This window comes from Terrabacter sp. 05T424 (assembly GCF_056396225.1).
Genome location: NZ_JBFTLB010000001.1, coordinates 418,465 through 443,740, shown reverse-complemented (window position 1 = coordinate 443,740; position 25,276 = coordinate 418,465). Strand labels below are relative to the sequence as shown.

The following is a 25,276-nucleotide window of genomic DNA, read 5'->3' as shown; positions in this document are numbered from 1 at the left end:
ATTTGTCCAGAAAATGGACACCCGTAGGGCTGCACCGGAAAATACGCGCGTGGGAACAGGCAGAGCATGACCGGGGTGGGGGGCCCGGGACCTAGAGAATCCGGCAGTTCGGGTCGACGCATCGGCCCCTACGAGCAGAGCCTGCGTGAGTCGCGCGAGAGGGTCGAGGCTGCTGCCCTTGAACGAGCCCGGCGACGCCGACGCACGCGGGTGGCCGGCGCCTTGGCGGTCGTCGTCGTCGTCGCCGGCCTGGGCGTGGGCGCCTACCGCTACCTCGGAGCGACGGACGTCCCGACCGCCCTGCCGACGACAGCCGCCCAGCCCACGTCGTGCACCAACCCCGTGAAGGTCAGGGTCTCCGCAGCGCCCGCCGTTGCTCCAGCGGTCGCGGCCGCAGCCGAGGACCTCGCCAAGCAGGCCGATGGCCCCTGCGCCGCCTACACGATCAACTCCGAGGAGCCCTACGCCGTCTCCGGCTCGCTCGTCGCCGCCGCACGCCCGGACGCCTGGGTCACCGACTCCCCCTCCTGGACGGACCGTGCGGGCACCGTCTCGGGCACGACGGTCGACGCCGGTGAGCCCTTCGCCTCGAGCGCGGTCGTCATCGCGATGAAGGACTCACGGGCGTCCGCCCTCGGCACCCGCCTGGGCTGGGCCGACCTCCTGGGCGGGCCGGTCGCGGTGCGGATCCCCGACCCGCGCCGCTCCGCCGTCGGCGAGGCCGCCGTCTCGGTGGCGACCCCGCTCGTGCTGGAGGCACGGCTGCGCACCATCGCGGCCGCCGGCGACGTCTCGCTCGCCGAGGTGGCGGCGTCGGACGGCCGCACGGGCGCCGTGGTCACCCAGGCCCAGCTCGTCGCCTGGAACACCGAGCACCCGGACACGTCGCTCGCTGCCGTGGCACCCGCCGAGGGCGCTCCCGCCGTGGACTACTCCGTCGTCTCGCTGACCACTGATGCGGCCAAGAAGCCGCTCGTGGCCGCGCTCGAGAAGCACCTCACCTCCGAAGCCACGCGAAAGCTGCTGCAGGACAGCGGTTTCCGCACATCAGGTGGCGAGCCCGCAGATCCATCGCCCCTCTACGGCACGATCTCGGTCGCGGGCAAGGCTGGCGGTGCTCCCCTCGCAAAGGCGACGGGCCTCTGGGCCGCCGCGTCGAAGCGCACGCAGGCGCTGCTGGCCGTCGACGTCTCGGGGTCGATGCTCGAGCGCGACAAGGAGGGCAAGCGGCTCGACGTCCTCCAGCGAGCCACCGTGCGGGCCGTCAGCGGCGCGAACCCCGCGACCGTCGCGTCCCTGTGGATCTACTCGCAGCACATCGGGTCCCACGGTGACGACTTCCGCCAGCTCATCGACGTCGCGCCCCTCGGGGATGCCAAGCGGGTGGCCGAGTTCGACAAGGCCGTGGCCGGTCTCGACTCGTTCGTCGGCGGCGGCAGCGGCCTGTACGACAGCATCGCCGCGACCTACGACCGCGCCAAGAGCACCTGGCGAGCCGGCTGCACCAACACCGTGGTCATCGTCGCCGACGGCCCCAACGAGGACGACTACGGACTGACGCTCGACCTGCTCAAGCAGCGTCTCGCCTCGGCCAAGGACGCCGCGCGGCCCGTTCAGGTCGTGGTGCTCGGCCTGGGCGACCGGGTCGACGCAGCGGCGATGCGCCAGGTCGTGGCGATCACGGGCGGGCAGTACGTCGCCGGCCCGTCGCTCGACCGGTTGCAGCCCGCCCTCGTCGCCGCCCTGGGCGGCTGACGGGCGCGGTCCGCGAGGCGCGCGCCTCAGTGCAGCGAGCCGGCGTCCTCGAAGGCGGCGTCGTGGCGCAGCGTGCCGGACTCCTCGCCCTTGCGGGCCTTGAGGTCGCGACGCAGCTCGTTGGGCAGCGAGAAGAGCAGGGACTCCTCGGCAGCGATGACCGCCTCGACCTCGCCGTAGCCGCGCTCGGCGAGCCAGCTCAGCACGTCGCGAACGAGCACCTCCGGCACGCTGGCCCCAGACGTCACGCCGACGGTTGTCACGCCGTCGAGCCACGCCTCCTGGATCTCGTCGGCGAAGTCGACGAGGTGGCCGTCGCGCGCGCCGTGCTCGAGCGCGACCTCGACCAGCCGGACCGAGTTCGACGAGTTGCGCGACCCCACGACGATCATGAGGTCGGTGTCCTTGGCCATCTGCTTGACGGCGAGCTGACGGTTCTGGGTGGCGTAGCAGATGTCGTCGGACGGCGGGCTCTGCAGCGCTGGGAACTTCTCCTTGAGGCGCGCGACCGTCTGCATCGTCTCGTCGACCGACAGGGTCGTCTGCGAGAGCCACACGACCTTCTCGGGGTCGCGGACCGTGACGTTGTCGACGTCGTCGGGACCGTCGACGAGCGTGATGTGCTCGGGGGCCTCACCGGCCGTGCCGACGACCTCTTCGTGGCCCTCGTGGCCGATGAGCAGGATGTCGAAGTCGGCATCGGCGAAGCGCACCGCCTCGCGGTGCACCTTCGTCACGAGCGGGCAGGTGGCGTCGATCGTCTTGAGGCTGCGTGCCTTCGCCTCCTCGTGGACGACGGGCGCGACGCCGTGCGCCGAGAAGATGACAGTCGCACCTTCCGGCACCTCGTCGGTCTCGTCGACGAAGATCGCACCGCGCTTCTCGAGCGTGTTGACGACGTGCTTGTTGTGCACGATCTGCTTGCGCACGTAGACGGGAGGGCCGTAGAGCTCCAGGGCCTTCTCGACGGTCACGACGGCCCGGTCGACACCGGCGCAGTAGCCGCGCGGCGCCGCGAGGAGAACCTTCTTGGCGGACGTCTGGTCGGCGGGCTGGCTCATGGCCCCATCGTAAGGGGCCGACCCCTGCGCACCCGATTCGCCGCCTGTGCTGCCACCTGCCCCGTATGCCGCCGCGAGCGTCACGAGCGCCGCCTCGTCGGGCACGTGGTGGAGCAGGACCGTCCCGACCTCGCGCGCTGGGTCGTGCGCACCGATGTCGTCCCAGTCGAGCAGCCACCTGGCGCCGCTCGGCTCGAGCAACGTGTTGTTCGCCTTGAGGTCGCGGTGACACAGCACGACCTCGTGGAGGGGCACGTTCGTGGCCCACTCCCCCAGGTCTGCGAACTCCGCGGCCCGTGAACGCAGCCCGGCTGAACACGCAGCCCCGGCGTCGTCGACACGTTCAGCCAGACCCGACCAGTCCACGGCTGACACGCGGTAGAACTCCTGGACCGTGTCGCCAGGCATCGGCTCGAGCGCGAGCCCGTGGATGAGAGCGCCTTGTTCGACCACCCACCGCTGCGCGGCCGGGTCGGACCGGTCGGGCACGACGCCGGCGACGAACTCGTGGACGCGCCACCCGGTCATGGCATCGTCGTTTGCGACCACCGCGCCGCCCGGGCCGACGACCGCCCGCGGCGAGGGCAGGCCCGCCACCCGACACCGCTCGGCGAAACCGACCTCGAACCGGGCTCGCGCCTCCACCACGTCGTCAGGGTCCTCACGCCAGAAGGTGCGCTTGACGGCATACGCCCCGGAGTCCGTCACGACGCGGTGGACCTCGCCCATCGCGCCGCGCGCCACCCACTGCGCCTCACGGACCCCGCCGAGCGCGAACCGGTCGGCCACCCATCGCAGGGCGTCGAGGGACTCGGGAGTCACCGCGCCGACGCTAGGTGCGCCGCCCGGGGGCCGCAACACCTTTAGGGTGGCGCGAGTGAGCATGACGAGCCCGCTGCCCGACAAGGCCGCCGACACCACGGCCGAGCAGCCGTGGCCGGTGCGGGTGCTCAGTCTCAAGATCTCCGACTACGTCGACCGGATGAGCCAGCTCTGGGTCGAGGGCCAGGTCGTGCAGTTCAACCCGCGCGGCGGCACGGCGTTCCTCACCCTCCGCGACCCCGACGTCGACATGTCGCTGTCGGTGTCGGTCCCGATGAACGCCGTCAACGCGATGCCCATCCCGCTCGCGCAGGGCGCGCGCGTCGTGCTGCAGGCCAAGCCGACCTTCTGGACCAAGCGCGGCACACTGCAGCTCGAGGCCCGGCAGATCCGACCCGTCGGCATCGGCGACCTGCTTGCGCGGGTCGAGATCCTCAAGCGCACGCTGGCCGCGGAAGGCGTCTTCGACGTCGGGCGCAAGCGACCGATCCCGTTCCTGCCGCACCGCGTCGGGCTCATCACGGGACGCAACTCGGCAGCCGAGAAGGACGTCGTCGAGAACGCCCGGCGCCGTTGGCCCGCAGTCGTTTTCGAGATCCGCGAGGTGGCCGTGCAGGGCACGTCCGCCGTCACCGAGGTGGTCGCGGCCCTGCGCGAGCTCGACGCACTTCCGATGGTCGACGTCATCGTCATCGCCCGCGGCGGCGGCGCCCTCGAGGAGCTCCTCCCCTTCTCCAACGAGGCGATGATCCGCGCCGTGGCGGAGGCCCGCACCCCCGTGATCAGCGCCATCGGCCACGACGTGGACCAGCCGCTGCTCGACTTCGTGGCCGACTGGCGTGCCTCGACCCCGACCGACGCCGGCAAGAAAGTCGTTCCCGACGCCGCCCGTGAGCGCAGCACCGTCGACGGGGCACGCGACCGGCTGCGACGCGCACTCGTGCGCCGTGTCGAGTCCGAGCGGTCGGGACTCCGCGCGCTGGTCTCTCGGCCGGTCATGGCCGACCCCGTCGCACTCGTGCGGGCGCGACGCCAGGAGGTCGCCGCTCTCCGGGTCAGGGCGACCACACGCGTCGAGGCCCGCCTGCACCGCGCCGCCGACCAGACCGAGCACCTGCGCCGGCAGGTCGTCGCGCTGTCGCCACAGTCGACCCTCGAGCGTGGGTATGCCGTCGTGCAGCACCGCGACGGACGCATCGTGATGGACCAGGACGACGTCGGCGTGGGAGAGCTGCTCCGCGTGCGGGTCGCCCGCGGCGACTTCGGGGTGAGGCCGGTCAGCGACGGCGCCGACGAGACCCCGGGCCGCGGCCCCGGTGCGACGTCGGCGGCGCGGAAGACGGGCCGCGCCACGACCCGTGCGGTGGCGACCCCCCGCAAGGCGGCGGCGACGAGGAGCGCGACCGAGGCCGCGGTGAAGCAGGGTGTGAACAAGGCTGCAGGCAAGGCTGCAGGCAAGGCTGCGGGCACGACGGCAGGCACGACGGCAGCTCGCCCGGGACGGTCGCGCGGCACCGGGGCGGAGCCGGCCGCCACGCCGCAGTCGGTTCAGCCGCTCCCCCTCGACCCGAGCGTCCCCGTCGAGGGCGACACGCACCACGACGGCCCGGGCAGCCCCGTCGCCGAGACGTCATAGGGTGACGCCCATGGCTGACGCGACCTCGACCGACGGCACGTTCCCCGACATCGCTGCGATGCGTTACGAGGACGCCCGCGAGGAGCTCATCGGCATCGTCGCCAAGCTCGAGGCCGGACAGGCTCCGCTCGAGGACTCCATGCACCTGTGGCGGCGCGGCGAGGCGCTGGCGGCACACTGCGGCACCTGGCTCGACGGCGCCCAGGCCGAGATCGAGCGGGCGACGCGACCCGCCCCGGCCGCCGATCCCGCCACGCAGGTCCACGCCGACGACGCCGTCTTCGACGACGACGACGCCTGACGATCGAGCTCAGCTCGTGGGCGGCGGCACCGGGCTGACGCCCGGAGCGGGCGACACGGGGGCCAGCGCCGCGACGAAGGCCTTGAGCTCGTCCTCGGGCGCGGTGCCGCTGGCCACGAGGGTGAGTCCCTTCGCGCCGGTGCCGCGGGCGACGTAGGCGATCTGACCGGCGTCCTGGGCGACGAAGCGCTCGAAGGCACGACCCGACACCTTTGCGGAGCCCGATGGCGCACCGTCGTTGACCGAGCGGCGGACCCAGCCGTCGGTGGCCCCGACCGCCTGCTTCAGCGCGATGTCCTTGCCGCTCGGCGTCGTCCAGACCGTGGTGAACGTCGGCACCCCCTCGGTGCCAGGGGCGTACGTCGCGACCGTGGAGACCCAACCGTCGCCCAGGCCCTTGGGCAGCTGGATCGGCCACGTGGTCTGGGCCGCGACCTGACCGGCCTTGCCGGCGGCGTCGACGGCCGGCCGCTGCACCGAGGTGATGCGCGGGACGATGGCCACGAGCGCGAGGACGAACAGCCCGATGACGAGCATCGAGCGCAGCATGTTGGGCAGGGTCCCCATCGAGTAGCGGCTCTTCGCGGGCGCCGGGGCGCTCTCGGGCGCTCCCTCCGGCGCCGCCTCAGGGGCCGCTTCCCGGGCCGCTTCCGGGGCCACTTCGGAGGTCGCCTCGGTGGCCGCGGAGTCAGGCTCGGCAGGCGTCGAAGCTGCCGCGGACGTCGGTGGTGTCGACGGCGTCGACGGGGTGCTCATGCCTCAATCGTCCCCGACCCGCGGACGCCGTCCAAACCCGGGTGGGCCCACCGCTAGGCTGGCGCCGACTCGTTCTGCGCCGACGGAGGACCTTGATGAAGCACAGCCAGCCGGATCGCAACCTCGCTCTCGAGCTGGTTCGTGTGACAGAGGCAGCCGCCATGGCCGGCGGCCGCTGGGTGGGGCGGGGTGAGAAGAACAAGGCCGACGGCGCCGCCGTCGAGGCGATGCGCGCCATGATTTCGACCGTCAGCATGCGAGGGGTCGTCGTCATCGGCGAGGGCGAGAAGGACAACGCCCCGATGCTCTTCAACGGCGAGCAGGTCGGTGACGGCACCGGTCCCGAGGTCGACGTCGCCGTCGACCCGATCGACGGCACCACGCTCACCGCCAAGGGCATGAACAACGCCGTCGCCGTCATGGCCGTCGCCAACCGGGGCGCCATGTACGACCCGTCCGCCGTGTTCTACATGGACAAGCTCGCTACCGGTCCCGAAGCCGCCGACGTCGTCGACATCCGCCTCCCCGTCTCCGAGAACATCCGGCGCGTGGCCAAGGCGAAGAACGAGACGCCCGCCGACGTCACGGTCGTCATGCTCGACCGGCCGCGCCACGAAGGCCTGGCCCAGGAGATCCGCGACACCGGCGCCCGCATCCGCTACATCGTCGACGGCGACGTCGCGGGTGCCGTCATGGCCGCCCGTCCCGGCACCGGTGTCGACCTGCTGCTCGGCATCGGCGGCACCCCCGAGGGCATCATCGCCGCGTGCGCCATCAAGTGCACGGGCGGCGTCATCCAGGGTCGCCTCTGGCCCAAGGACGACGACGAGCGGCAGAAGGCCCTCGACGCCGGCCACGACCTCGAGCGGGTGCTGTCGACCAACGACCTCGTCACCGGCGAGTGCTTCTTCGTCGCGACCGGCATCACCGACGGCGAGCTGCTGCGCGGTGTCCGCTACGGCGCGAAGTCGGCCCGCACCAACTCTCTGGTGATGCGCTCGCGCAGCGGCACGATCCGCACCATCGACAGCGAGCACCGCTTCGACCGCCCTGGTTGGTTCGGCAGCGCCGACATGATCGAGGACTGAGGGGCGACATGGGTCAGACCACCCCCCTCCGCACCCTCGTCATCGGCGAGGCGCTCATCGACGCCGTCACCACTCCGGGCGGCGACACCGAGGAGCACGTCGGTGGCAGCCCGGCCAACGTCGCGTTCGGCCTCGCCGCCCTCGACCACCCCGTCGACCTCGCGACGTGGATCGCCACCGACGAGCGCGGGCGCCGCATCGAGGAGGTATGCCGTCAGCGCGGAGTCGCGCTGACCGCCGGCTCCCAGGGTGCGCCCTTCACGTCGGTCGCGCACGCGACCCTCGACGCCACGGGCGCCGCCACCTACGTGTTCGACCTCGAGTGGCAGGTGGCCTCGGTCCCCGGCCTCACGGCATACGGCCACGTGCACACCGGCAGCATCGGCGCGGTGCTCGAGCCCGGCGGTGGCCAGGCCCGCGAGATCCTCGCCGTGGCCCGTGACCTCGGGGCCACGGTCTCCTACGACGCCAACGCCAGGCCGTCGCTGATGGGTCTGCCCGAGCAGGCCCGGCGCACCATCGAGGACTCCATCCGGCTCTCCGACCTCGTCAAGGTCAGCGACGAGGACATCGCCTGGCTCTGCCCGGGTGAGTCCGAGGAGGAGGTCCTGCGGGCCTGGAGCGAGCTCGGCCCCGCCGTGATCGTGATGACCCGCGGCGCCGAAGGTGCCGTGGTGCTGGTCAGCCGCACGGGCGAGCAGCAGGCCCTGCCGGCGCCTCGGGTCGAGGTGGTCGACACCGTCGGGGCCGGAGACTCCTTCATGGCCGGCCTCGTCTCGGGGCTCATCGACGCCGGTCTGCTCGGCGGCCCCGACGCCCGGGCCCGCCTCCAGCAGGCCCACCTCGCCGACGTCCTTCCCGCCGTCGAGCGCGCGCTGGCCTCCGGCGCGCTCACCGTGGGGCGTGCCGGCGCGCATGCCCCCACCCGCTCCGACCTGCCCTGACAGCCTCGACGAGAGACCCCGAGGACGGTTCTGGGGGACAACTCGGACATTCGACAAGATGCCTCGGGGTCAGGCACCATTCTGCGCGAGCCGCCGGGTAGTTTTGGCCGGTGGTTCACCCTGACGCCCCGGTGCCGGGGCGTCCTCATGTGAGGAAACCTCGTGTCCAACCCCACCCCTCCACAACGCCCCATGGGCCCGTACGAGAAGAGCCTGGTCGAGAGCCGGGCCAACCGTAAGGCGCTCGAGGCGAGGATCGCGGCAGCACGGCGCAACCGCATCATCGCGGCCATGCTGGGCGTCGTGCTGCTCGCCGGAGCCGGTCTCGGCGGCTTCATCTGGTGGAAGGGGCGCGAGACCACGCCGGTGGCCGCCCTCACCGCGGCCCCGGGCAAGAACTGCCCCGACCGCACGCCGGTGTCGCTCTGGGTCTCCGAGGCCGCACAGCCCGCGGTGCTCGCGCTGGCGAAGGAGTACCAGGCCGACCCCCAGTCGCCGTGCGTCGACTACGTCGTGCGCGGCAAGGCCCCCATCGAGGCCATGATCGGTCTCGGTCAGGGCCAGCCCGACCGGCCTGACGGTTGGATCCCCGACTCGCCACGCTGGGTGGAGCGCGTCAACGAGACGGCCAAGCTCAACGCCAAGCCCGCGAGCGCCTTCGCGAAGAGCCCCCTCGTCATCGCGATGGACCCGAAGCAGGCCGCCACCCTCGACGCGCAGCCCAAGTGGCTCGACCTCGTCGCGTCCGAAAGCCCGATCCGCATGAGCGACCCCCGCTCGACGACCGCCGGAATGCTGACCCTCGCGTCCGCCCTGCCGAAGCTGTCGGCCGAGCAGGGTCGAGTCGTGATCCCCAAGCTCGCCAAGGGCGCAGCCCCCTCGATCGACGACCTCTTCGGCGTCTACAACGCCACGCCAGACCAGGCCCCGGCCTTCCCGGTGTCGGAGGCCGACCTCATCGACCACAACCGGATCTTCCCCGACCACAAGATGGTCTCGGTGACTCCGAGCGAGGGCACGCCCGCCTTCGAGTTCTCGCTCGTCAACGTCGCGACCGACCCGGTGCGAGACCAGGCGGTCGAGCTGCTCCGCGCGTACCTCATGACCCCCCGCGCGGCGAGCATCTTCGCCGCGTACGGCATCCGCTCGACAGCCGTGCCGGTGACCATGCCGACCCCGAAGGGCAGCGTCGGCGAGGTGAAGATCGGCGACACGCCCGACGCGGCCGCCGTGACCGCCGCGACCAACGTGTGGCAGTCGGCCACGACCGACTTCTCGATCCTCTCGGTCTTCGACGTGTCCGGGTCGATGAAGGACAAGGTGGGCAACACGACGCGTGTCGCCATCACGCAGGAGGCGGCCGGCATCGCCCTCGCCGCCCTGCCAAAGACGACGAAGCTGGGCCTGTGGGCCTTCTCCATCGGCCTCGGTGGCGGCGGCGTCGACTACAAGGAGCTGGCCCCCATCGGCCGCCTCGACGACGACAGCCACCGGGCGCAGGCGGCCACCGCGGTCGCGTCGCTGGCCAAGAACGTCGGCGGAGGCACCGGCCTCTACGACACCATCTGGGCGGCGTACCAGAAGGTGAAGTCACAGTACGACCCCAATCGCGTCAACGCCGTCGTCATCCTCACCGACGGCCGCAACGAGGACCCGAACGGCATCTCGCTCGAGCAGCTCAAGGCCAACCTGCGTGCCGCGAGCGACCCGAACAAGCCGATCGCCATCACCACCATCGGCATCGGCCCCGACGTCGACCCCAATGCGCTGACGCAGATTTCGAAGATGACCTACTCCGACTTCTACGCGGCGCCCTCGCCGGCCGACATGACGACGGTCCTCGCCCGGGCCCTCTTCGACCACGAGTGCACGAACGGTCGCTGCGTCTGACGTCGCTCGAACCCCGGCTCCCGGCACCGCCCGTGGCCGGGGCTCGCCGTGCTCTGGACCCGGGCCTGGCGCTGCCCGGATCGGCCTACGTCTACCAGGGGGAGGAGCTCGGTCTTCGGGAGGTCGCCACGATCCCCCGCGACCGGCTCCAGGACCCGACGTGGCAGCGGACAGGCCACCTGGCCAAGGGACGTGACGGCTGCCGGGTCCCGATCCCGTGGACCCCCGACGGCCCCTCCTTCGGTTTCGGACCGGGCCCCGCGCATCCGCCCCAGCCGGAGTGGTTCTCTGGCTATGCCGTCGCCGCAGAGGCGGACGACCCCAACTCGACGCTCAACCTCTACCGGGCCGCTCTCCGGTTCGGCGAAGGCTCCTCGCCGAGCCGTCCGTCGGTGACCTCTCGTGGGTGGACGCCGATGGGCCCGGCGAGCTGCACTTCACCCGCGGCGCCTGGACCGTGGTCACCTGCTTCGTGGGCGCACTGTCGGGGCTCCCGCCCGGACAGGTGGTCCTCAGCTCGGGGCCGTTGCTCGCCGACGGCCGGCTCGGCCCGAACACCACGGCGTGGGTCGTGAGCGAGCGCACCTGAGCTGCGGGCGACGGGCCTCCCCACGCCGCTGGCCCGGAACCTCGCAGGTTCCGGGCCAGCAGTGTCGCGGTCGTCTGGCTGGGATCAGCCCTTGACCGCGCCCGAGGTCATGCCGCGGATGAAGTAGCGCTGCAGGGCCAGGAACACCAGGATCGGGACGATGATCGTGATGTAGCCGGCCGCGGGTATCAGCTCCTTGCCCTGGCCGGTCTGCCCTTGCAGTCCTTGCAGGGCCACGGTCGCCACCGTGTTGTCGCCGCGCCCGAGGAAGATGAGCGCCACGAGCAGGTCGTTCCAGACCCAGAGGAACTGGAAGATGGCGAACGATGCCAGCGCGGGCGTCGACATCGGCATGATGAGGCGCCAGAACGTCGTGAAGTGGCTGGCGCCGTCGATCTTGGCCGATTCGATGACGGCGTTGGGCAGACCCGACATGTAGCTGCGCAGGATGTAGACCGCGAGCGGCATGCCGAACCCGATGTGGGCCAGCCACACCGCGAGGAACGTGCCGTTGAGGCCCAACGACCCGTAGAGCTTCACCAGGGGCACGAACGCCACCTGGTTGGGCACGACAAGCAGGCCGACGATGATGACGAAGACGACGTCGCGACCCTTCCACTGCATGAAGGTGAAGGAGTATGCCGCGAACGCTGCGATGAGGATCGGGATGACCGTCGCAGGCAGCGCCACGATCAGGCTGTTGATGAACGCCTGGGACATCGGGATGCCGGCGGCGTCGTTCGTCAGCACGTCGCTGTAGTTCTGCAGGGTCCACGACGACCCGAACGGGTTGAAGAACGCGGTCCACCAGCCCGAGCCGAACTGCTCGTCGCGCGGGCGGAACGAGTTGATGAGCATGCCGAGAGCGGGGATCATCCACGCGATGCAGAGGATGAGCAGCCCGACGCGCACCGGCCAGGTGGCCGACCCGGCGCCGCTGCCCGGCTTGCTCTGCTTGATGATCTGCGGCTCGTCGGCGGGCGTGCCGGTGCCCGGCTGGATAGTCGTGGTCATCGTGCTGCCTCCTCGGCCTTGAAGTGGCGGACCTGGTAGATCAGGATCGGGATGACCGCGATGAGCAGGATCACGACGATCGCGGCCGCGTAGCCGTTGTTGCCCTGGGTGTACAGCTCGTCGTAGAAGCGCCGCGCGATGACGTCGGTGTTGTAGGCGCCGTTGGTCGTCACGTAGACGACGTCGAACACCTTCATGACACCGATGAGCACCGTGATGAACACGGTGATCACGGTGGGCCAGATCTGGGGAATGATGATGCTGAAGAAGATTCGGCGTTCACCGGCGCCGTCGATGCGTCCCGCCTCGACCGTGTCTTCGGGCACGCCCTTGATCGCGGCCGAGAGCAGCACCATCGAGTAGCCGACCTGGGTCCAGATCAGGATCACCATGAGCAGCAGGCTGTTGAGGTGCAGGGTGTCCGTGCCGTACCAGAACACGGGTGACTTGTTGAAGAACCCCAGGATGGCATTGAGCAGGCCGGTCTGAGGGCTGCCTTCGGGCTGGAAGTCGTAGATGGTCCGCCAGATGGTCGCAGCACCGACCATGCTGATCGCCATCGGCAGGAAGATGAAGGTCTTCGCCGACTTCTCGCCCCGTGGCCGGAGCCGGTCGGCCAGCACTGCGACGCCGAGGCCGAGCACCACCGTCAGGGCCGGCACGATGATGATCCACAGGACGTTGTTGAACAGCACCTGCAGGAACGTCTTGTCGGTCAGGACGTCCGTGTAGTTCTTGAAACCGACGTACGCCGTGGAGTCCTCGTTGGCGAAGCTGTACTGGATCGTGACGATCGCCGGGTAGATGAGGTACACCGCGATGGCGAGGATCGCCGGACCGGCGAACATCCACGGCTTGACCCGGTCTTCCCAGCGGCCCTTCAGCGACTCAGCGAGCTTGTTGAGGATCCAGAAGATGATGATGGCGCCGCCGATGCCCCCGAGGATCGCGATCACCGCGTTGAGGACCTTGATGGCCATGGCACTTCCTCTCTCGAATGGGAGAACGCGCTGTCGACCGCGGGGGGACCGGGCTGGTCCCCCCGCGGCCAGGCGGCGTCAGCTGCTGGTCTTCGGGAAGCTGTCGTCGATGTTGTTGAGGGTCGTGTCGAGGTCCTGCTGGCCCGAGAGCCACTTGACCGGCTCGGTCCAGAACGTTCCCGCACCGACCTTGGCGGGCATGGCGTCGGAACCGTCGAAGCGGGCCGCCGTCGCCTTGTAGAGCACGTCGGTGGCGACGGTCTGGAGCGTCTTGTTGGGCAGCAGCGAGACGTCAGCCGTCTTGTGCGGCGAGAACGCACCGTTCTTGGCCTGCTGGGTGCCGTTCTCCTTGCTGGCGATGAAGTTGCGCAGCTTCAGAGTGTTCGGGTCGTTGTTGAACGCGGCCGCGAGGTCGCCGGCCACGAGCACCGGGTTGTCGCCCTCGGTCTTGGCCGGGAAGGCGAGCGGCTTCGTCTCGGTGTCGACCTTGGCGATGACGGCGTCGGGGAAGCCGCCCTTGTTGGCCACGAAGGTCGCCTGCTTGAACAGGTAGCAGCCGGGGGGCTGGGTGAACAGGGCGTTGCCGCCGGTGCCGAACGCGGTCGCCACGATGGACTTGGTGCCGCCTCGCACGAAGCCGTCACCGAAGGCGATCTTCTGGAAGTACTCCCACGCCGGCTTGATCTCCGGGCTGTTGAACTTCAGCTGGCCCTTGACCCACTTGTCGTAGTTCTCGGGTCCGGCGAAGCGCAGGACGAGGTCCTCGATCCAGTCGGTGATCGGCCAACCGGTGGCCGCTCCGGACTCGGCCGCGATGCACCACGGCGTCTTGCCCTGCGACTTGATGGTCTGCGTCAGGGTCAGCAGCTCGTCGAGCGTCTTGGGGTCCTGGTAGCCCGCCGCCTTGAAGGCGGGTGCGTCTGTCCAGAGGATGCTCTTGACGCTCACCTCGTTGGGCAGGCCATAGACCTTGCTGTCGGCGCACGTGCCGGCGTCGACGAGGCCCGGGACGAGCGTCGCCTTGTCGGTGCCGACGGTCGCGTCGTCGTAGGGGACCAGTTTCTTCTGCTTGGCCAGGTCGCACATGAGTCCCGGCTGCGGGAAGAGCCCCACATCGGGCGGGTTGCCGCCCTGGACGCGGGTGCGGATCTCGGTGTCCCAGGACCCGGCCTTGGTGAACTTCACCGTGACGTTGTTCTGCTTGGCCCAGTTCTGGACGTCGACCTTGAAGCCCGGCTCGGTGTCCGGCCCGAGGCCGTACATGACCTCGACGGTGCTCTTTCCCGGACCACCCGCCGTTCCGGCGTTGGTCGAGGTCCCCGAGTTAGACGACAAACATCCTGACGCGAGTCCCGCGACGGTGATGCCGATCAGGGCAGTGAGCCCCGCTTTCCGGTTCAACATTCCTGCTCCTCCTCAGAGGGTTGGGGGCTGCGTTGGCCCCAAGCTGACCAGCCACGCTGGGTGACCGGCTTCCACAGGAGCCCGACTCGGGAGCCGGGTGTCGTGCAGACGGGGCGGCGTCGCCTCGTCGTGTGTCCGTCTCTCTCACCCAACACCAGAAGTGTGACCTCCGCCATAGTGGTGCAAAAATTTGCGGAGTTGTGACCGCGTCTGTCCAGTACTGCGGCACAGGCGCGCCCACACGCGTCCAATGTCGGTCGGGTTGTCCGTATCAGGCCACTACCCGCTCGGGCCCGTTCCTCAAACGGGTTCACGTGCTGGGCCGGCGCGCACCTGCCCGGAGCGACCGAATAGGCTCGGTGCGGCGTCAGGTTCGCGACGGCGTGACCTCGGAGCGCCGGAAGGACGAAACGAGGACATGGCGGAATTCAGCTACGAGGACCTGCTGCCGATCGGCGCCGACGAGACGCCCTACCGGCTGATCACGACCGAGGGTGTGCGCGCCGTCGAGGGCCCGGGGGGCCGCACCTTCCTCGAGGTCGACCCCGAGGCCCTGCGACTGCTCACCGAGACGGCGATGCACGACATCGCCCACTACCTGCGACCCGGGCACCTGCAGCAGCTGCGCAACATCCTCGACGACCCCGAGGCGAGCAACAACGACAAGTTCGTCGCGCTCGACCTGCTCAAGAACGCCAACATCGCCGCCGGCGGCGTGCTGCCGATGTGCCAGGACACCGGCACCGCGATCGTCATGGGCAAGCGGGGCCAGCACGTCCTCACGGCCGGCACCGACGAGCAGGCCGTCAGCGAGGGCGTCTACGACGCGTACACGCGCCTCAACCTGCGCTATTCGCAGATGGCGCCGATCACGACGTGGGAGGAGAAGAACACTGGCTCCAACCTCCCCGCCCAGGTCGAGCTCTACGCCGACACCGCGCCGGGCCACGAGGCCCAGTACAAGTTCCTCTTCATGGCCAAGGGAGGCGGCTCGGCCAACAAGAGCTACCTCTACCAGGAGACGAAGGCGATCCTCAACGAGGACGCGATGATGCGCTTCCTCGACGAGAAGCTGCGCTCCCTCGGCACTGCCGCGTGCCCGCCCTACCACCTCGCCATCGTCATCGGCGGCACGAGCGCCGAGTTCGCCCTGAAGACAGCGAAGTACGCGTCGGCGAAGTACCTCGACTCGCTGCCGAACTCGGGCTCGATGACGGCGCACGGCTTCCGTGACACCGAGCTCGAGGAGAAGGTGCTCGAGCTGACCCGCCAGTTCGGCATCGGGGCGCAGTTCGGCGGCAAGTACTTCTGCCACGACGTGCGCGTCGTCCGTCTCCCCCGCCACGGCGCGAGCCTGCCCGTGGCCATTGCCGTCTCGTGCTCCGCCGACCGCCAGTGCCTCGGCAAGATCACGCCCGAGGGTGTCTTCATCGAGCAGCTCGAGACCGACCCGGCGCGCTTCCTGCCCGATGCGGGCGCGGTCGACCTCGGCGAGCACGAGGACGACGCCATCGGCGTCAGCTCGACCAGCCGCAACGTCGTCGTCAAGGTCGACCTCAACCAGCCGATGGACGACATCCTCGCCGAGCTGAGCCGGCACCCCGTCAAGACGCGCCTCTCTCTCACCGGCCCTCTGGTCGTCGCCCGCGACATCGCGCACGCGAAGATCAAGGAGCGCCTCGACGCGGGCGAGCAGATGCCGCAGTACCTCAAGGACCACCCCGTCTACTACGCCGGGCCGGCGAAGACGCCAGAAGGTATGCCGTCCGGCTCGTTTGGGCCCACCACGGCCGGCCGGATGGACTCCTACGTCGACCAGTTCCAGGCTGCCGGAGGGTCGAAGGTGATGCTCGCCAAGGGCAACCGGAGCAAGCAGGTCACCGACGCCTGCGACACCCACGGCGGCTTCTACCTCGGCTCGATCGGCGGTCCCGCAGCGCGCCTCGCGCAGGACTGCATCAAGCACGTCGAGGTGCTCGAGTACGAAGAGCTCGGCATGGAGGCGGTGTGGAAGATCGACGTCGAGGACTTCCCCGCCTTCATTGTCGTCGACGACAAGGGCAACGACTTCTTCGCAGAGGTCAGCAAGCCGATGGCCTTCACCATTTCCAAGCGACCCGGACTGGAGTGATCACGTGACTGAGAACGCCTCTGCTGCAAGGGGTTTCGATGACCTTATTGCCGCCAACCGCGCCTACGCCGACAGCTTCGACATGGCCGGATTCGATGGCATCGCCCGAGCGGGTGTCGCCATCGTGACGTGCATGGACTCGCGCATCGACCCGCTGGGTCTCGTCGGTCTGCGCCCGGGCGACGCGAAGATCTTCCGCAACCCCGGCGGCCGCGTCGGCAGCGACGCGCTGGAGGCACTCGTCCTCGCCACCCACCTGCTCGGCGTGGAGCGCATCCTCGTCGTGCCGCACACGCGCTGCGCGATGGCCTCGAACACCGAGGGCGAGCTGCGCGAGCGGGTCGGCGCCAGTGCGGGCGAGGACGCGTCGTGGATGACCTTCCACGCGATCGCCGACCAGGAGCGGGCCCTGCGCGAGGACCTCGCCCGGGTGCGCACCCACCCACTCATCGCGAAGGGCGTCGAGACGGCCGGCTTCGTCTACGACGTCGACACGGGACTGCTGCGCCAGGTCGACTGAGCCAAACCCACGTTCCATGCCGAACGCCGCGTTCGGTGCCGAAAGCTCTGTTCCAACAGTGAGTTCGGCGCCGAACGCGGCGTTCGCGCGTGTCAGGCGGGTGTTGGCGAGACATCACGCGTCTGCCACACGTGGTGGGCGACGGCTCCGGTGAGGACGAGCCCGATACCCAGCACGACGAGCCCGACCGAGGGCAGCACAAGCGGGATGGCGAGCACGAGGGCGGCGACGACGACGGACTCGGCGAGGTGACGACGATCCTGGTCAGCGACGACCCGGATCGCACCGAGGACGACGAGGTACATCGTGATCGCGCCGGCGAGCGCGATCCCCGCCGCGCGGTGACCCACATGGGCGTGGTGCTCGGCGACGTCCACCGCCGCGGCGAGACCCGCACCCGTCGCGGCGCCGGCGGCGAAGACGAGGTAGTGCCCGTAGCCGACGACTGAGATCTCGCGGAGCCCGCGCTGGAAGAGGTCGAGATGGTCGCGTTTGAAGTAGAGCCACCACATCGAGTACACGATGAGCAGCCCGCCGCCGATGACGCCGAAGAGGTCGGCCGTCACCACGTCGTCGATCGCCCCCTGCACGGCCTGGACCGACGCGAGGATCACCTCGCCGAGCACGATGATCGTCAGCAGGGAGTAGCGCTCGGAGATGTGGTGCGGGTGGAAGGGCGTCATCCCGTGGCGCTCGGCCAGCGGCGGCACGGCGAGCTCGAGAGCCACGCCGACGAGGAAGGTGAGGGTCACCCAGGGCTGGTCGTGCACGAGCAGCCGCAGCACCCAGAACACCTGCACGAGCAGGATCCCGCGGGCGTACCACAGTGCCGTCGTGCGACGTGGCGCGTCACCGCTCGCCGCGCGCAGCCACAGCAGCACCATGGCCAGGCGCATGACGATGTAGCCAGCGACGAGCAGCACGGACTGGCCGTCACGGAACAGCTCCGGGATCCCGGCCGCGAGCATGAGCGAGCCGGTCATGATCACGAAGGTCAGCACCCGGTAGACCACGTCGTCGCAGTCGTAGGCCGAGGCGAACCACGTGTAGTTGAGCCAGGCGAGCCAGATCGCGAAGAACGCCATGAGGAAGCCGCCGACGTCGCCGAGGTGTCCCTCGGTGATGCCGTGGTGCCACTGGGCGGCTGCGCTGGCGATGGCCACGACCATGACGAGGTCGAAGAACAGCTCGAGCGGCGTCGAGACCCGATGCGACTCGTGCGGGTCGCGCGGCGTCATGGCGCGCCGCAGCGGGACGCCGTTGAGGTGACTGCTCACCCCGCCGAGTCTGCCAGCGTGGGCGCCCGCCGGGACTCAGTCGAGGCCGCGGCGCTCCAGCAGGTGCCTGATGTCGGCGTCGGCGCCACGGAACTCTCGGTAGGACTCTAGCGGGTCGGCCGCACCGCCGATGCCGACGACGTACTGGCGGTAGCGGTCACCGTTGGCGCGCGTCAGGCCGCCGTTCTCGTGGAACCACGCGACCGTGTCGGCGTCGAGCACCTCGCTCCAGATGTACGCGTAGTACTGCGCGTCATAGGAGTAGGAGAAGGTGTGCGCGAAGTAGGTGGACCGATAGCGCGGTGGCACAAGGGGGTTCGAGAGGCCGACCTTGTCGAGCGCGTCTGTCTCGAACGCCGAGACGTCCGTCACGGCCGCGGCCTCCTCGACGTCGAGTGCGTGCCAGGCCTGGTCGAGGAGCGACGCCGCGAGGTACTCCCCCGTGCCGAACCCCTCGCCCCAGGACTGGGCCGAGACGAGCCGTTCGACGAGCTCCTGCGGCAGCCGCTCGCCCGTCTCGTGGTGCACGGCGTAGTTCGAGAGCACCTCCGGCCAGAGCATCCACATCTCGTTGACCTGGCTCGGGTACTCGACGAAGTCGCGGAAGACCCGGGTGCCGGCGAAGTGCGGGTAGGTGACCCGGGCCAGCAGACCGTGCAGAGCGTGGCCGAACTCGTGGAAGAAGGTCCGCGTCTCGTCGTAGGTCAGCAGCGTGGGCTCGCCCGCGCCGGGCTTCGGGACGTTGAGGTTGTTCATCACGACGGCGTGCGGCTGCTCCAGCAGCGTGTTCTGGCTGACGAGGCTGTTCATCCAGGCCCCGCCCTTCTTCGTGTCGCGGGTGTAGAGGTCGAGCAGGTAGAGGCCGAACGGCGCCCCGTCCGCGTCGTGCACCTCGAAGACGCGGACGTCCGGGTGGTAGCCGACGAGGTCGTCGCGCTCGTGGAAGGTGACGCCGTAGAGCTTCTCGGCGGCGAAGAAGATGCCGTCCTGCAGCACGCGCTCGGCCTCGAAGTAGGGGCGCATCGCCGCGAGGTCCACGGCATACCTCGACGCGCGCACGCGCTCGGCCCAGAAGGCCCAGTCATGGGCCTCGATCGGCTGGCCGGCCTCGTCCTCGAGCAGGGCACGCTCGGCCTCGATGTTGCGCGCCGCCGCAGGCGCGAGCCGACCCAGCAGCTCCAAGACGCGCTGCGGCGTGCGTGCCGTCGAGTCGGCGAGTGCGGCGCCGGCGTGGGTCGGGTACCCGAGCAACCGGGCCCGCTCCGCCCGCAGACGCACGATCTCGAGAACGAGCGCCTTGGTGTCGTCGGCGTTGTCCCGGTTGCCACGGGCGCTCTGGGCCTCGTGGAGGCGCCGGCGCAGGTCGCGGTTCGTCAGCGAGGCGAGGTGCGGGTGCCCGGTGGGCAGCACGAGCGTGATCAACCACTTGCCGTCGTGACCGTGCTCACGGGCGGCCTCGGCCGCTGCGGAGATCTCGCCGGCCGTGAGGCCGTCGAGGTCGGCCACGTCGTCGACGAGGACGGCGAGGTCGTTGGAGTCGGAGAGCAGCCGCTTCTCGAAGCGCGTGTTGAGGGTCGCGAGCCGGCCGTTGAGGTCGCGCAGGGCCACCTTCGCGTCGTCGTCGAGGCCGGCCCCGGCGACGGTCATCTCGGTGAGGTGCCGCTCGACGAGCCGACGCGACTCGGGGTCGAGGGCGGCCATCGCGTCCGCGTCGCCGTGCACGGCCTGGATGCGGGCGTAGAGGCGCGGGTCGAGCCGGACGGCATCACCGTGCGCGGTCAGCTTCGGCGCGTACTCCTCCTCGATCGCCTGCACGGCGTCGGTGGCGAGCGAGCTGGACGTGCCGAAGAACGCGAGGCTGACGCGGCTCAGCGTGCGCCCCGACCGCTCGAGGGCCGCGAGCGTGTTGTCGAAGGTCGGCGCGTCGGGGTTCGTGGCGATGACCTCGACCTCGGCCAGGTGCTCGACCATGCCGTGGTCGAACGCCTCCGGGTAGTGCTCGTCGCGCACCACGGCGAAGGGCGGCAGCGAGAACGGCAGCGGGCTCGGGCTGAGCAGCGGGTTGGGCGCGGGGGTGGGCTCAGTGGAGGACTCGGTGGTGGCGGGCATGTCACGCACCCTACGCAGCACCAGCGGCCGCCTCCACGCCGATTTAGCCGTTGACGCCGTCAACGCCGTCGACGCCGTCGACGCCGTCAACGAGCCGAGCAGGTATGCCGGCCGGCGGCCACCGCGACATACGAACGTCGCGTGCTGGCCAGCGGTTGAGCGTGAGCTGGGCGGGCAGACGCCCGTTCGTGTGTCCGAGTGGACCGCGCGGCTCCAGCATCCGCTGTCGACGGCGTCAGAGGCTGAGCTCGGCCCTGACGACACCCACGAGGCGGTCGGCCAGGGTGCGCGCCTGGTCACCGTCTTCAGCCTCGACCATGACGCGCACGACAGGCTCGGTGCCGGACTTGCGCAGCAGCACCCGCCCGGACTCGCCCAGCTCGCCCTCGGCGGCGCGCACGGCATCGGCGACCGCGGTGTTGGCCTCGAGGGCGGACTTGTCGACGTCCTTGACGTTGACGAGCACCTGCGGGAAGTGGGTCATGATCGCCGCGAGGTCAGACAGGGTGCGCCCCGTCGCGGCGACCCGCGAGGCGAGCATGAGCCCGGTCAGCGTGCCGTCGCCCGTCGTGCCGTGGTCGAGCATGACGACGTGGCCGGACTGCTCACCGCCGAGGGAGTAGCCGCCGTCCTTCATGCCTTCGAGCACGTACCGGTCGCCCACGGCCGTCTGGAGCACCTTGATGCCGGCGCTGCCGAGGGCCTGGATCATGCCGAGGTTGGACATGACGGTCGCGACGAGCGTGTCGCCCCGCAGGACGCCCTGCTCCTTCATGGCCAGCGCGAGGATCGCCATGATCTGGTCGCCGTCGACCTCGTGTCCGGCGGCGTCGACGGCGAGGCAGCGGTCGGCGTCGCCGTCGAGCGCGATGCCGAGGTCGGCGCCGACCTCGAGCACGGACTGCTTGAGGTGGTCGATGTGGGTCGAGCCGTAGCCGTCGTTGATGTTGAGGCCGTCGGGCTCGCCGCCGATCAGCGTGACCCGGGCGCCCGCTTCACGGAACGCGCGCGGCGCGACCTCGGACGCGGCCCCGTGGGCGGCGTCGACGACGACGTGCAGGCCGTCGAGGCGGTGCGGGAGCACGGAGAGCAGGTGCGCCACGTAGCGGTCGGCGCCGTCGACGAGAGGCGTGATGCGGCCCACGGCTCCCCCGGTGGGCCGCTCCCAGTCGGCGCGGAGCCGCTTCTCGATGCGGTCCTCGAGGTCGTCGGCGAGCTTGTGCCCGCCGCGGGCGAAGAACTTGATCCCGTTGTCGGGCATCGGGTTGTGCGAGGCGGAGAGCATCGCCCCGAGATCGGCGTCCTGCTCGGCCACGAGGTAGGCGATCGCCGGGGTGGGGAGCACGCCGGCGTCCCTCACGTCGACGCCCGCGGAGGCGAGGCCTGCCGTCGTGGCTGCGGCGAGGAACTCGCCCGACGCCCGGGGGTCGCGCCCCACGACCGCCACGGGCCGGTGGCCGTTGAAGGCACCCACCTCGGCGAGCACGTGCGCTGCCGCGACCGAGAGGTCGAGCGCCAGCTCTGCGGTGATGTCCTTGTTCGCCACACCACGGACGCCGTCCGTGCCGAAGAGTCGAGCCACGCTGTGTGCCTTCCGGTCGGGGTGGCCCCCTGGCCTCCCGAGTTCATGTGCTGATCATGTGCTGATCACGTGCTCGGACGACGATACCGCCCGAGCCGGCAACCGCCTGACGAGCTGCTCCGATCTTCCCATGCGGGACGAAAGGGACAACTCGTGCGAAACGGTGCGCGGGGTCTCAGCCGCTCGGTGCCCGCAGGCGCGCGAGCCACACGCCGTCGGTGCGGCTGACGAGATCGGTCAGGGTCGCGAGCTGCGGCGAGACCGGGCCCGATCGCTCGTCGGCCACGAGCCACCGCACGCCGCGGGTGCGGTAGGCGGATGCGAGGTTCTCGGCCGTGGGGTTCTTGACGAGGGCCAGCTCGGCGTCGAGGCGCGGCTGGTCCCAGAACGGCGCCGCGACGTAGCTCTGCCCGGGCGTGTCGAGCTGGAGCACGCGAGGGGCGTAGCCGTAGCCACCGACGTCGGTGCGCAGCCCGGAGAACGCCGACACCGAGAAGTCCCGGTTGTCGGGCCGACCCGAGGCCGACACCCCGTTGTAGACCCTGTTGGTGGCGACGACGTCGCCCGGTGAGGCGTGCAGCCTCAGGTACTGCCCGGCATCGAAGAGCGCCGGCGTCAGGGCCGGACGGTGGTCGCGGTCCGTCGCTGCCGAAGGGCTCGTCGCGACACGAAGGTGCTTGAAGGGCGACAGGGCCGGAGCGAGCGCTCGCACGCCACCGGCGGCGACCGCCAGGGCGAGCAGTGCCACCCAGGTCCCACGCACGACCGGCACGGACGAGCGTCGTCGCAGCAGCCAGGCGAGGGTCACCACCAGCCCGAGTCCGACGAGCAGACCCAGGGTGGGCGTGAACCACGCCGTGATGGCCTCGGCCTCGCCGTGCGGCCGGGTGAGCGCGGTCGGACGCCGCCCCCCGGAACGCAGGAACCGGCGTACGACGAGGACGACGAGCAGTCCACCGGCGGCGACCACCCCGGCGAGCAGGACAGGGCCGCGCACGCGCGACCAGCGGTCGCGCAGGGTCCCGGGGGTGGCGTCGGCGACGTCGGCGTCGGCGACGTCGGCTCCCGCCCCGATCGCCGACTCCCGCCTGGCGGCCAGCTCGTCGCGCACCCAGCATCCGATGCCGGCACCGGACAACGCGTAGCCGATGGGCAGTGCGGCGATGGCGAAGTAGTACTGGGAGCCGCTCGGGTGCCGGAACGTCAGGGCAGCCAGCACTCCGCCGACCAGGGTGCCGATGCCGAGCCAGCCGGCCGGGTCACCCGGCCGGCGACGCACCAGCACGAGCAGGCCGAGGGCGGGGAACAGCGTCGGTGCCCACCGGCGGATGAACGACACGACCACCGCCGCGACCTCGGCCCAGGCGCTGCCCTCGGGCCGACCGAGAACGAGCGTCCTCTCGAACTGGGGCCAGAACGACGGCGTGAACCGCAGGCCGTAGGACCCCGGGTAGAGGAAGAGCACGGCCAACGCCGTGATCAGGGCGAGCAGGCCGAGGTAGAGGGCGTACCGCCGCGCCGACGCCGTGATGCGGCCCCGGCCCGTGGAGCGCCGCCGCCACTCCCCCACGAGGATCGCGAGGCCGGCCAGCCCCACGCCGCAGATGATGACCGGCAGCTGGGCCGACTTCGCCCCGGCCGCCCCCACCGCGAAGAGCGGCACCAGGACCGTCGGGGCGGCACGGTCGGACCGGGCACGCCGCAGCACGGCGAGCAGGGTCCCCACCGTGGCCAGGCCGAAGACCCAGCCCAGCGCGGCCGTAGGGCTCAGCTGCCAGTAGTTGGGCACGGCGAGGATCGGGGGCTGCACCCAGGTGTCGACCACCATCGGTCGCACCACGGCGAGCGCCGCGGCGGCGCCGATGCCACCGGACCAGTGCCCGACCACCTGGTGCCCGACGGCGGCCGCGAGCAGCAGCAGGAGCACGACCAACGTCGCGGGGAGCACGCGGGTCGCGATGTCGAGGTCGTCGACCCCCGTGCCGCTCAGCTGTGCGGCGAGGGCGTGGAAGAACCAGTGGTAGCCGAGGGGTTCGCCGTCGACCATGGGATAGCCGGGCACCAGCTCGCGTCGCAGCTCGCCGGTGAGTGCTGTCTGGTAGAGCACGTCGGCGTTCCACAGCTCGTAGGTCGCCGTGGGTCGCGGCGGCATCAGCGCCAGCCCTCCCACCCAGACCCAGCGCACCGCCACGAGCACGAGGACGGCGAGGGTCGCCCACGCCCGGGCGGGCCAGGAGCCGGATGCCCCCTCGTCGTCGTCGGCGCGGTGGCCGAGGACGCGTCTGCGGGTCGCCGGAAGGGCGAGGAGCCCGGCAACGAGGACCGGCCCGACGACGAGCGACGGCAGGCGCTGCCCCACCAGGTGGGCCAGCAGCCAGGTCACGAGGGCCAGCGCGAGCCCCGTGGGGCCCGCCCACCCGAGGTCKGTGGCGGCGACGCGGCCGCCGCGCACGGCGCGCACGGCGACCCAGCCCGGCGCCAGCACCCCGACGAGGACCAGGGCCAGCCACCACAGCACCATCCCGAGGTCGGAACCGGTCCGGGTCAGGGCAAGCAGCAGGCCTGCCCCTGACACGAGGAGCAGCCCCACCTCACCCAGCCCCCGGTAGCGCATGGCACGAGGGTGCCATGCCGGTCCGCGAGATTGCTCCAAGGGGTGCCTTTCCCGTCGCTCTTGGGGGCAATCTGACAGGTCGCGCGCCGACACGTCTCAGGAACGAGGGCTGCCACACCCGCTGATGCGCGGGCCACGGAACACGCCGACGGGCGTGGCGCCCCGGGGACGGCACAGGCCCCCGAGCGTTGCTCGGGGGCCTGTGGGCGGCTGGTGTGCAGCCACGCTGGGTGGACCGGGACGGGCGGCTGGGCTCGTCGCCGGGTCCGCCGTCAGCGCTTGGAGTACTGGGGAGCCTTGCGGGCCTTCTTGAGACCCGCCTTCTTGCGCTCGGGCACGCGGGCGTCGCGCGAGAGGAAGCCGGCCTTCTTGAGGGCGGGACGGTTCAGCTCGGAGTCGACCTCGTTGAGCGACCGGGCGACGCCGAGACGCACGGCACCGGCCTGGCCGGAGGGGCCACCGCCGTGGACGCGCACGAGCACGTCGTAGGACCCGTCGAGCTCGAGCAGCGTCAGGGGCTCCTTGACGATCTGCTGGTGCACCTTGTTGGGGAAGTAGCCGTCGAGCGTACGGCCGTTGATCTTCCACTCGCCGGTGCCGGGGACGATGCGCACGCGGGCGATGGCCTGCTTGCGTCGGCCGGTGGCGGCGCCGGGGGTCGAGACCTGCCGGGCGCGCTTGGGCTCGCCGAGCGCGGAGTCGGACGCCGAGGACTCGCTGGTGTACTCGGTCAGCTCGGGCTCTTCGGTGTCGAGGACGTCCTCGTTCACGATGTCAGTCACGTGTCTAGTCGCTTTCTACGC

General features: G+C 70.7%; 19 protein-coding genes and 2 pseudogenes. 10 read left to right on the top strand and 11 right to left on the bottom strand.

Annotated elements, in window-relative coordinates; genetic code table 11:
* The first annotated feature begins 66 nt into the window (after positions 1-66).
* On the top strand, positions 67-1,755 hold the full coding sequence (locus AC1DE0_RS02075) for a substrate-binding and VWA domain-containing protein (protein WP_478096599.1): 1,689 nt from the start codon (positions 67-69) through the stop codon (positions 1,753-1,755).
* 26 nt (positions 1,756-1,781) lie between these two features.
* Here AC1DE0_RS02075 and AC1DE0_RS02070 read toward each other — a convergent pair whose 3' ends face one another.
* A complete protein-coding gene (locus AC1DE0_RS02070; RefSeq protein ID WP_478097746.1) occupies positions 1,782-2,816 on the bottom strand; it encodes a 4-hydroxy-3-methylbut-2-enyl diphosphate reductase in 1,035 nt (344 codons plus the stop codon).
* A 66-nt stretch (positions 2,817-2,882) separates the two neighbouring features.
* Positions 2,883-3,545 (bottom strand): annotated as a pseudogene (locus AC1DE0_RS02065) (phosphotransferase); the annotation flags it as partial.
* A gap of 154 nt (positions 3,546-3,699) precedes the next feature.
* Here AC1DE0_RS02065 and xseA point away from each other — a divergent pair.
* Both xseA and AC1DE0_RS02055 read left to right on the top strand, forming a co-directional pair.
* A complete protein-coding gene (gene xseA, locus AC1DE0_RS02060; RefSeq protein ID WP_478097744.1) occupies positions 3,700-5,274 on the top strand; it encodes an exodeoxyribonuclease VII large subunit in 1,575 nt (524 codons plus the stop codon).
* A gap of 10 nt (positions 5,275-5,284) precedes the next feature.
* Positions 5,285-5,575: an exodeoxyribonuclease VII small subunit gene (locus AC1DE0_RS02055; RefSeq protein ID WP_478096597.1), complete on the top strand. Its 291-nt coding sequence runs from the start codon at positions 5,285-5,287 to the stop codon at positions 5,573-5,575.
* A gap of 9 nt (positions 5,576-5,584) precedes the next feature.
* On the opposite strand, the gene AC1DE0_RS02050 is transcribed toward AC1DE0_RS02055, so the two are convergent.
* Positions 5,585-6,331, bottom strand: a complete 747-nt coding sequence (locus tag AC1DE0_RS02050) for a DUF4245 domain-containing protein (protein ID WP_478096595.1) — start codon at positions 6,329-6,331, stop codon at positions 5,585-5,587.
* Between the two features lie 95 nt (positions 6,332-6,426).
* Here AC1DE0_RS02050 and glpX point away from each other — a divergent pair, with 95 nt between their 5' ends.
* The 5 genes and pseudogenes from glpX to AC1DE0_RS02025 all read left to right on the top strand — a co-directional run bounded on the left by glpX (position 6,427) and on the right by AC1DE0_RS02025 (position 10,842).
* Positions 6,427-7,419 (top strand): class II fructose-bisphosphatase, encoded by a 993-nt coding sequence (gene glpX / locus AC1DE0_RS02045; protein WP_478096593.1) that lies wholly within the window; start codon positions 6,427-6,429, stop codon positions 7,417-7,419.
* 8 nt (positions 7,420-7,427) lie between these two features.
* On the top strand, positions 7,428-8,363 hold the full coding sequence (locus AC1DE0_RS02040) for a carbohydrate kinase family protein (RefSeq protein ID WP_478096591.1): 936 nt from the start codon (positions 7,428-7,430) through the stop codon (positions 8,361-8,363).
* Positions 8,364-8,525: 162 nt separating this feature from the next.
* Positions 8,526-10,253 (top strand): substrate-binding and VWA domain-containing protein, encoded by a 1,728-nt coding sequence (locus AC1DE0_RS02035; protein WP_478096589.1) that lies wholly within the window; start codon positions 8,526-8,528, stop codon positions 10,251-10,253.
* Positions 10,229-10,600: pseudogene (locus AC1DE0_RS02030) on the top strand (alpha-amylase family glycosyl hydrolase); the annotation flags it as partial. The gene AC1DE0_RS02035 and the pseudogene AC1DE0_RS02030, both read left to right, overlap by 25 nt.
* Positions 10,601-10,659: 59 nt before the next feature.
* Positions 10,660-10,842, top strand: a complete 183-nt coding sequence (locus AC1DE0_RS02025; protein WP_478097776.1) for a hypothetical protein — start codon at positions 10,660-10,662, stop codon at positions 10,840-10,842.
* 84 nt (positions 10,843-10,926) lie between these two features.
* Here the strand turns inward: AC1DE0_RS02025 and AC1DE0_RS02020 are convergent, their stop codons facing one another.
* From AC1DE0_RS02020 to AC1DE0_RS02010, 3 genes are all read right to left on the bottom strand, one after another.
* Complete coding sequence (locus AC1DE0_RS02020; RefSeq protein ID WP_478096587.1) at positions 10,927-11,856, bottom strand: carbohydrate ABC transporter permease; 930 nt, start codon at positions 11,854-11,856, stop codon at positions 10,927-10,929.
* Positions 11,853-12,836, bottom strand: coding sequence for a carbohydrate ABC transporter permease (locus AC1DE0_RS02015; RefSeq protein WP_478096584.1), 984 nt, complete (start codon positions 12,834-12,836; stop codon positions 11,853-11,855). The genes AC1DE0_RS02020 and AC1DE0_RS02015 overlap by 4 nt, the downstream gene beginning before the upstream one ends.
* A gap of 78 nt (positions 12,837-12,914) precedes the next feature.
* On the bottom strand, positions 12,915-14,240 hold the full coding sequence (locus tag AC1DE0_RS02010; protein WP_478096582.1) for an ABC transporter substrate-binding protein: 1,326 nt from the start codon (positions 14,238-14,240) through the stop codon (positions 12,915-12,917).
* A gap of 418 nt (positions 14,241-14,658) precedes the next feature.
* Here AC1DE0_RS02010 and AC1DE0_RS02005 point away from each other — a divergent pair, with 418 nt between their 5' ends.
* Both AC1DE0_RS02005 and AC1DE0_RS02000 read left to right on the top strand, forming a co-directional pair.
* Positions 14,659-16,371 (top strand): fumarate hydratase, encoded by a 1,713-nt coding sequence (locus tag AC1DE0_RS02005; protein WP_478096580.1) that lies wholly within the window; start codon positions 14,659-14,661, stop codon positions 16,369-16,371.
* A gap of 4 nt (positions 16,372-16,375) precedes the next feature.
* Positions 16,376-16,891: a beta-class carbonic anhydrase gene (locus tag AC1DE0_RS02000; RefSeq protein WP_478096578.1), complete on the top strand. Its 516-nt coding sequence runs from the start codon at positions 16,376-16,378 to the stop codon at positions 16,889-16,891.
* Between the two features lie 92 nt (positions 16,892-16,983).
* On the opposite strand, the gene AC1DE0_RS01995 is transcribed toward AC1DE0_RS02000, so the two are convergent.
* From AC1DE0_RS01995 to rpsI, 5 genes are all read right to left on the bottom strand, one after another.
* A complete protein-coding gene (locus tag AC1DE0_RS01995) occupies positions 16,984-18,168 on the bottom strand; it encodes a low temperature requirement protein A (protein ID WP_478096576.1) in 1,185 nt (394 codons plus the stop codon).
* Positions 18,169-18,204: 36 nt separating this feature from the next.
* Positions 18,205-20,277 (bottom strand): M3 family metallopeptidase, encoded by a 2,073-nt coding sequence (locus tag AC1DE0_RS01990; protein WP_478096574.1) that lies wholly within the window; start codon positions 20,275-20,277, stop codon positions 18,205-18,207.
* A 235-nt stretch (positions 20,278-20,512) separates the two neighbouring features.
* Positions 20,513-21,859, bottom strand: coding sequence for a phosphoglucosamine mutase (gene glmM, locus AC1DE0_RS01985; protein ID WP_478096572.1), 1,347 nt, complete (start codon positions 21,857-21,859; stop codon positions 20,513-20,515).
* Positions 21,860-22,034: 175 nt separating this feature from the next.
* Positions 22,035-24,473, bottom strand: a complete 2,439-nt coding sequence (locus tag AC1DE0_RS01980) for a hypothetical protein (protein ID WP_478096570.1) — start codon at positions 24,471-24,473, stop codon at positions 22,035-22,037.
* Between the two features lie 272 nt (positions 24,474-24,745).
* A complete protein-coding gene (gene rpsI, locus AC1DE0_RS01975) occupies positions 24,746-25,255 on the bottom strand; it encodes a 30S ribosomal protein S9 (protein WP_442290177.1) in 510 nt (169 codons plus the stop codon).
* Positions 25,256-25,276 lie beyond the last annotated feature (21 nt).

What these genes read in the sequence shown, in the direction of transcription:
- AC1DE0_RS02075 (WP_478096599.1), top strand. Translation starts at nt 67, where the DNA reads ATGACCGGGGTGGGGGGCCCGGGACCTAGAGAATCCGGCAGTTCGGGT.
- AC1DE0_RS02070 (WP_478097746.1), bottom strand. Translation starts at nt 2,816, where the DNA reads ATGAGCCAGCCCGCCGACCAGACGTCCGCCAAGAAGGTTCTCCTCGCG.
- xseA (WP_478097744.1), top strand. Translation starts at nt 3,700, where the DNA reads ATGACGAGCCCGCTGCCCGACAAGGCCGCCGACACCACGGCCGAGCAG.
- AC1DE0_RS02055 (WP_478096597.1), top strand. Translation starts at nt 5,285, where the DNA reads ATGGCTGACGCGACCTCGACCGACGGCACGTTCCCCGACATCGCTGCG.
- AC1DE0_RS02050 (WP_478096595.1), bottom strand. Translation starts at nt 6,331, where the DNA reads ATGAGCACCCCGTCGACGCCGTCGACACCACCGACGTCCGCGGCAGCT.
- glpX (WP_478096593.1), top strand. Translation starts at nt 6,427, where the DNA reads ATGAAGCACAGCCAGCCGGATCGCAACCTCGCTCTCGAGCTGGTTCGT.
- AC1DE0_RS02040 (WP_478096591.1), top strand. Translation starts at nt 7,428, where the DNA reads ATGGGTCAGACCACCCCCCTCCGCACCCTCGTCATCGGCGAGGCGCTC.
- AC1DE0_RS02020 (WP_478096587.1), bottom strand. Translation starts at nt 11,856, where the DNA reads ATGACCACGACTATCCAGCCGGGCACCGGCACGCCCGCCGACGAGCCG.
- AC1DE0_RS02015 (WP_478096584.1), bottom strand. Translation starts at nt 12,836, where the DNA reads ATGGCCATCAAGGTCCTCAACGCGGTGATCGCGATCCTCGGGGGCATC.
- AC1DE0_RS02010 (WP_478096582.1), bottom strand. Translation starts at nt 14,240, where the DNA reads ATGTTGAACCGGAAAGCGGGGCTCACTGCCCTGATCGGCATCACCGTC.
- AC1DE0_RS02005 (WP_478096580.1), top strand. Translation starts at nt 14,659, where the DNA reads ATGGCGGAATTCAGCTACGAGGACCTGCTGCCGATCGGCGCCGACGAG.
- AC1DE0_RS01990 (WP_478096574.1), bottom strand. Translation starts at nt 20,277, where the DNA reads ATGCCCGCCACCACCGAGTCCTCCACTGAGCCCACCCCCGCGCCCAAC.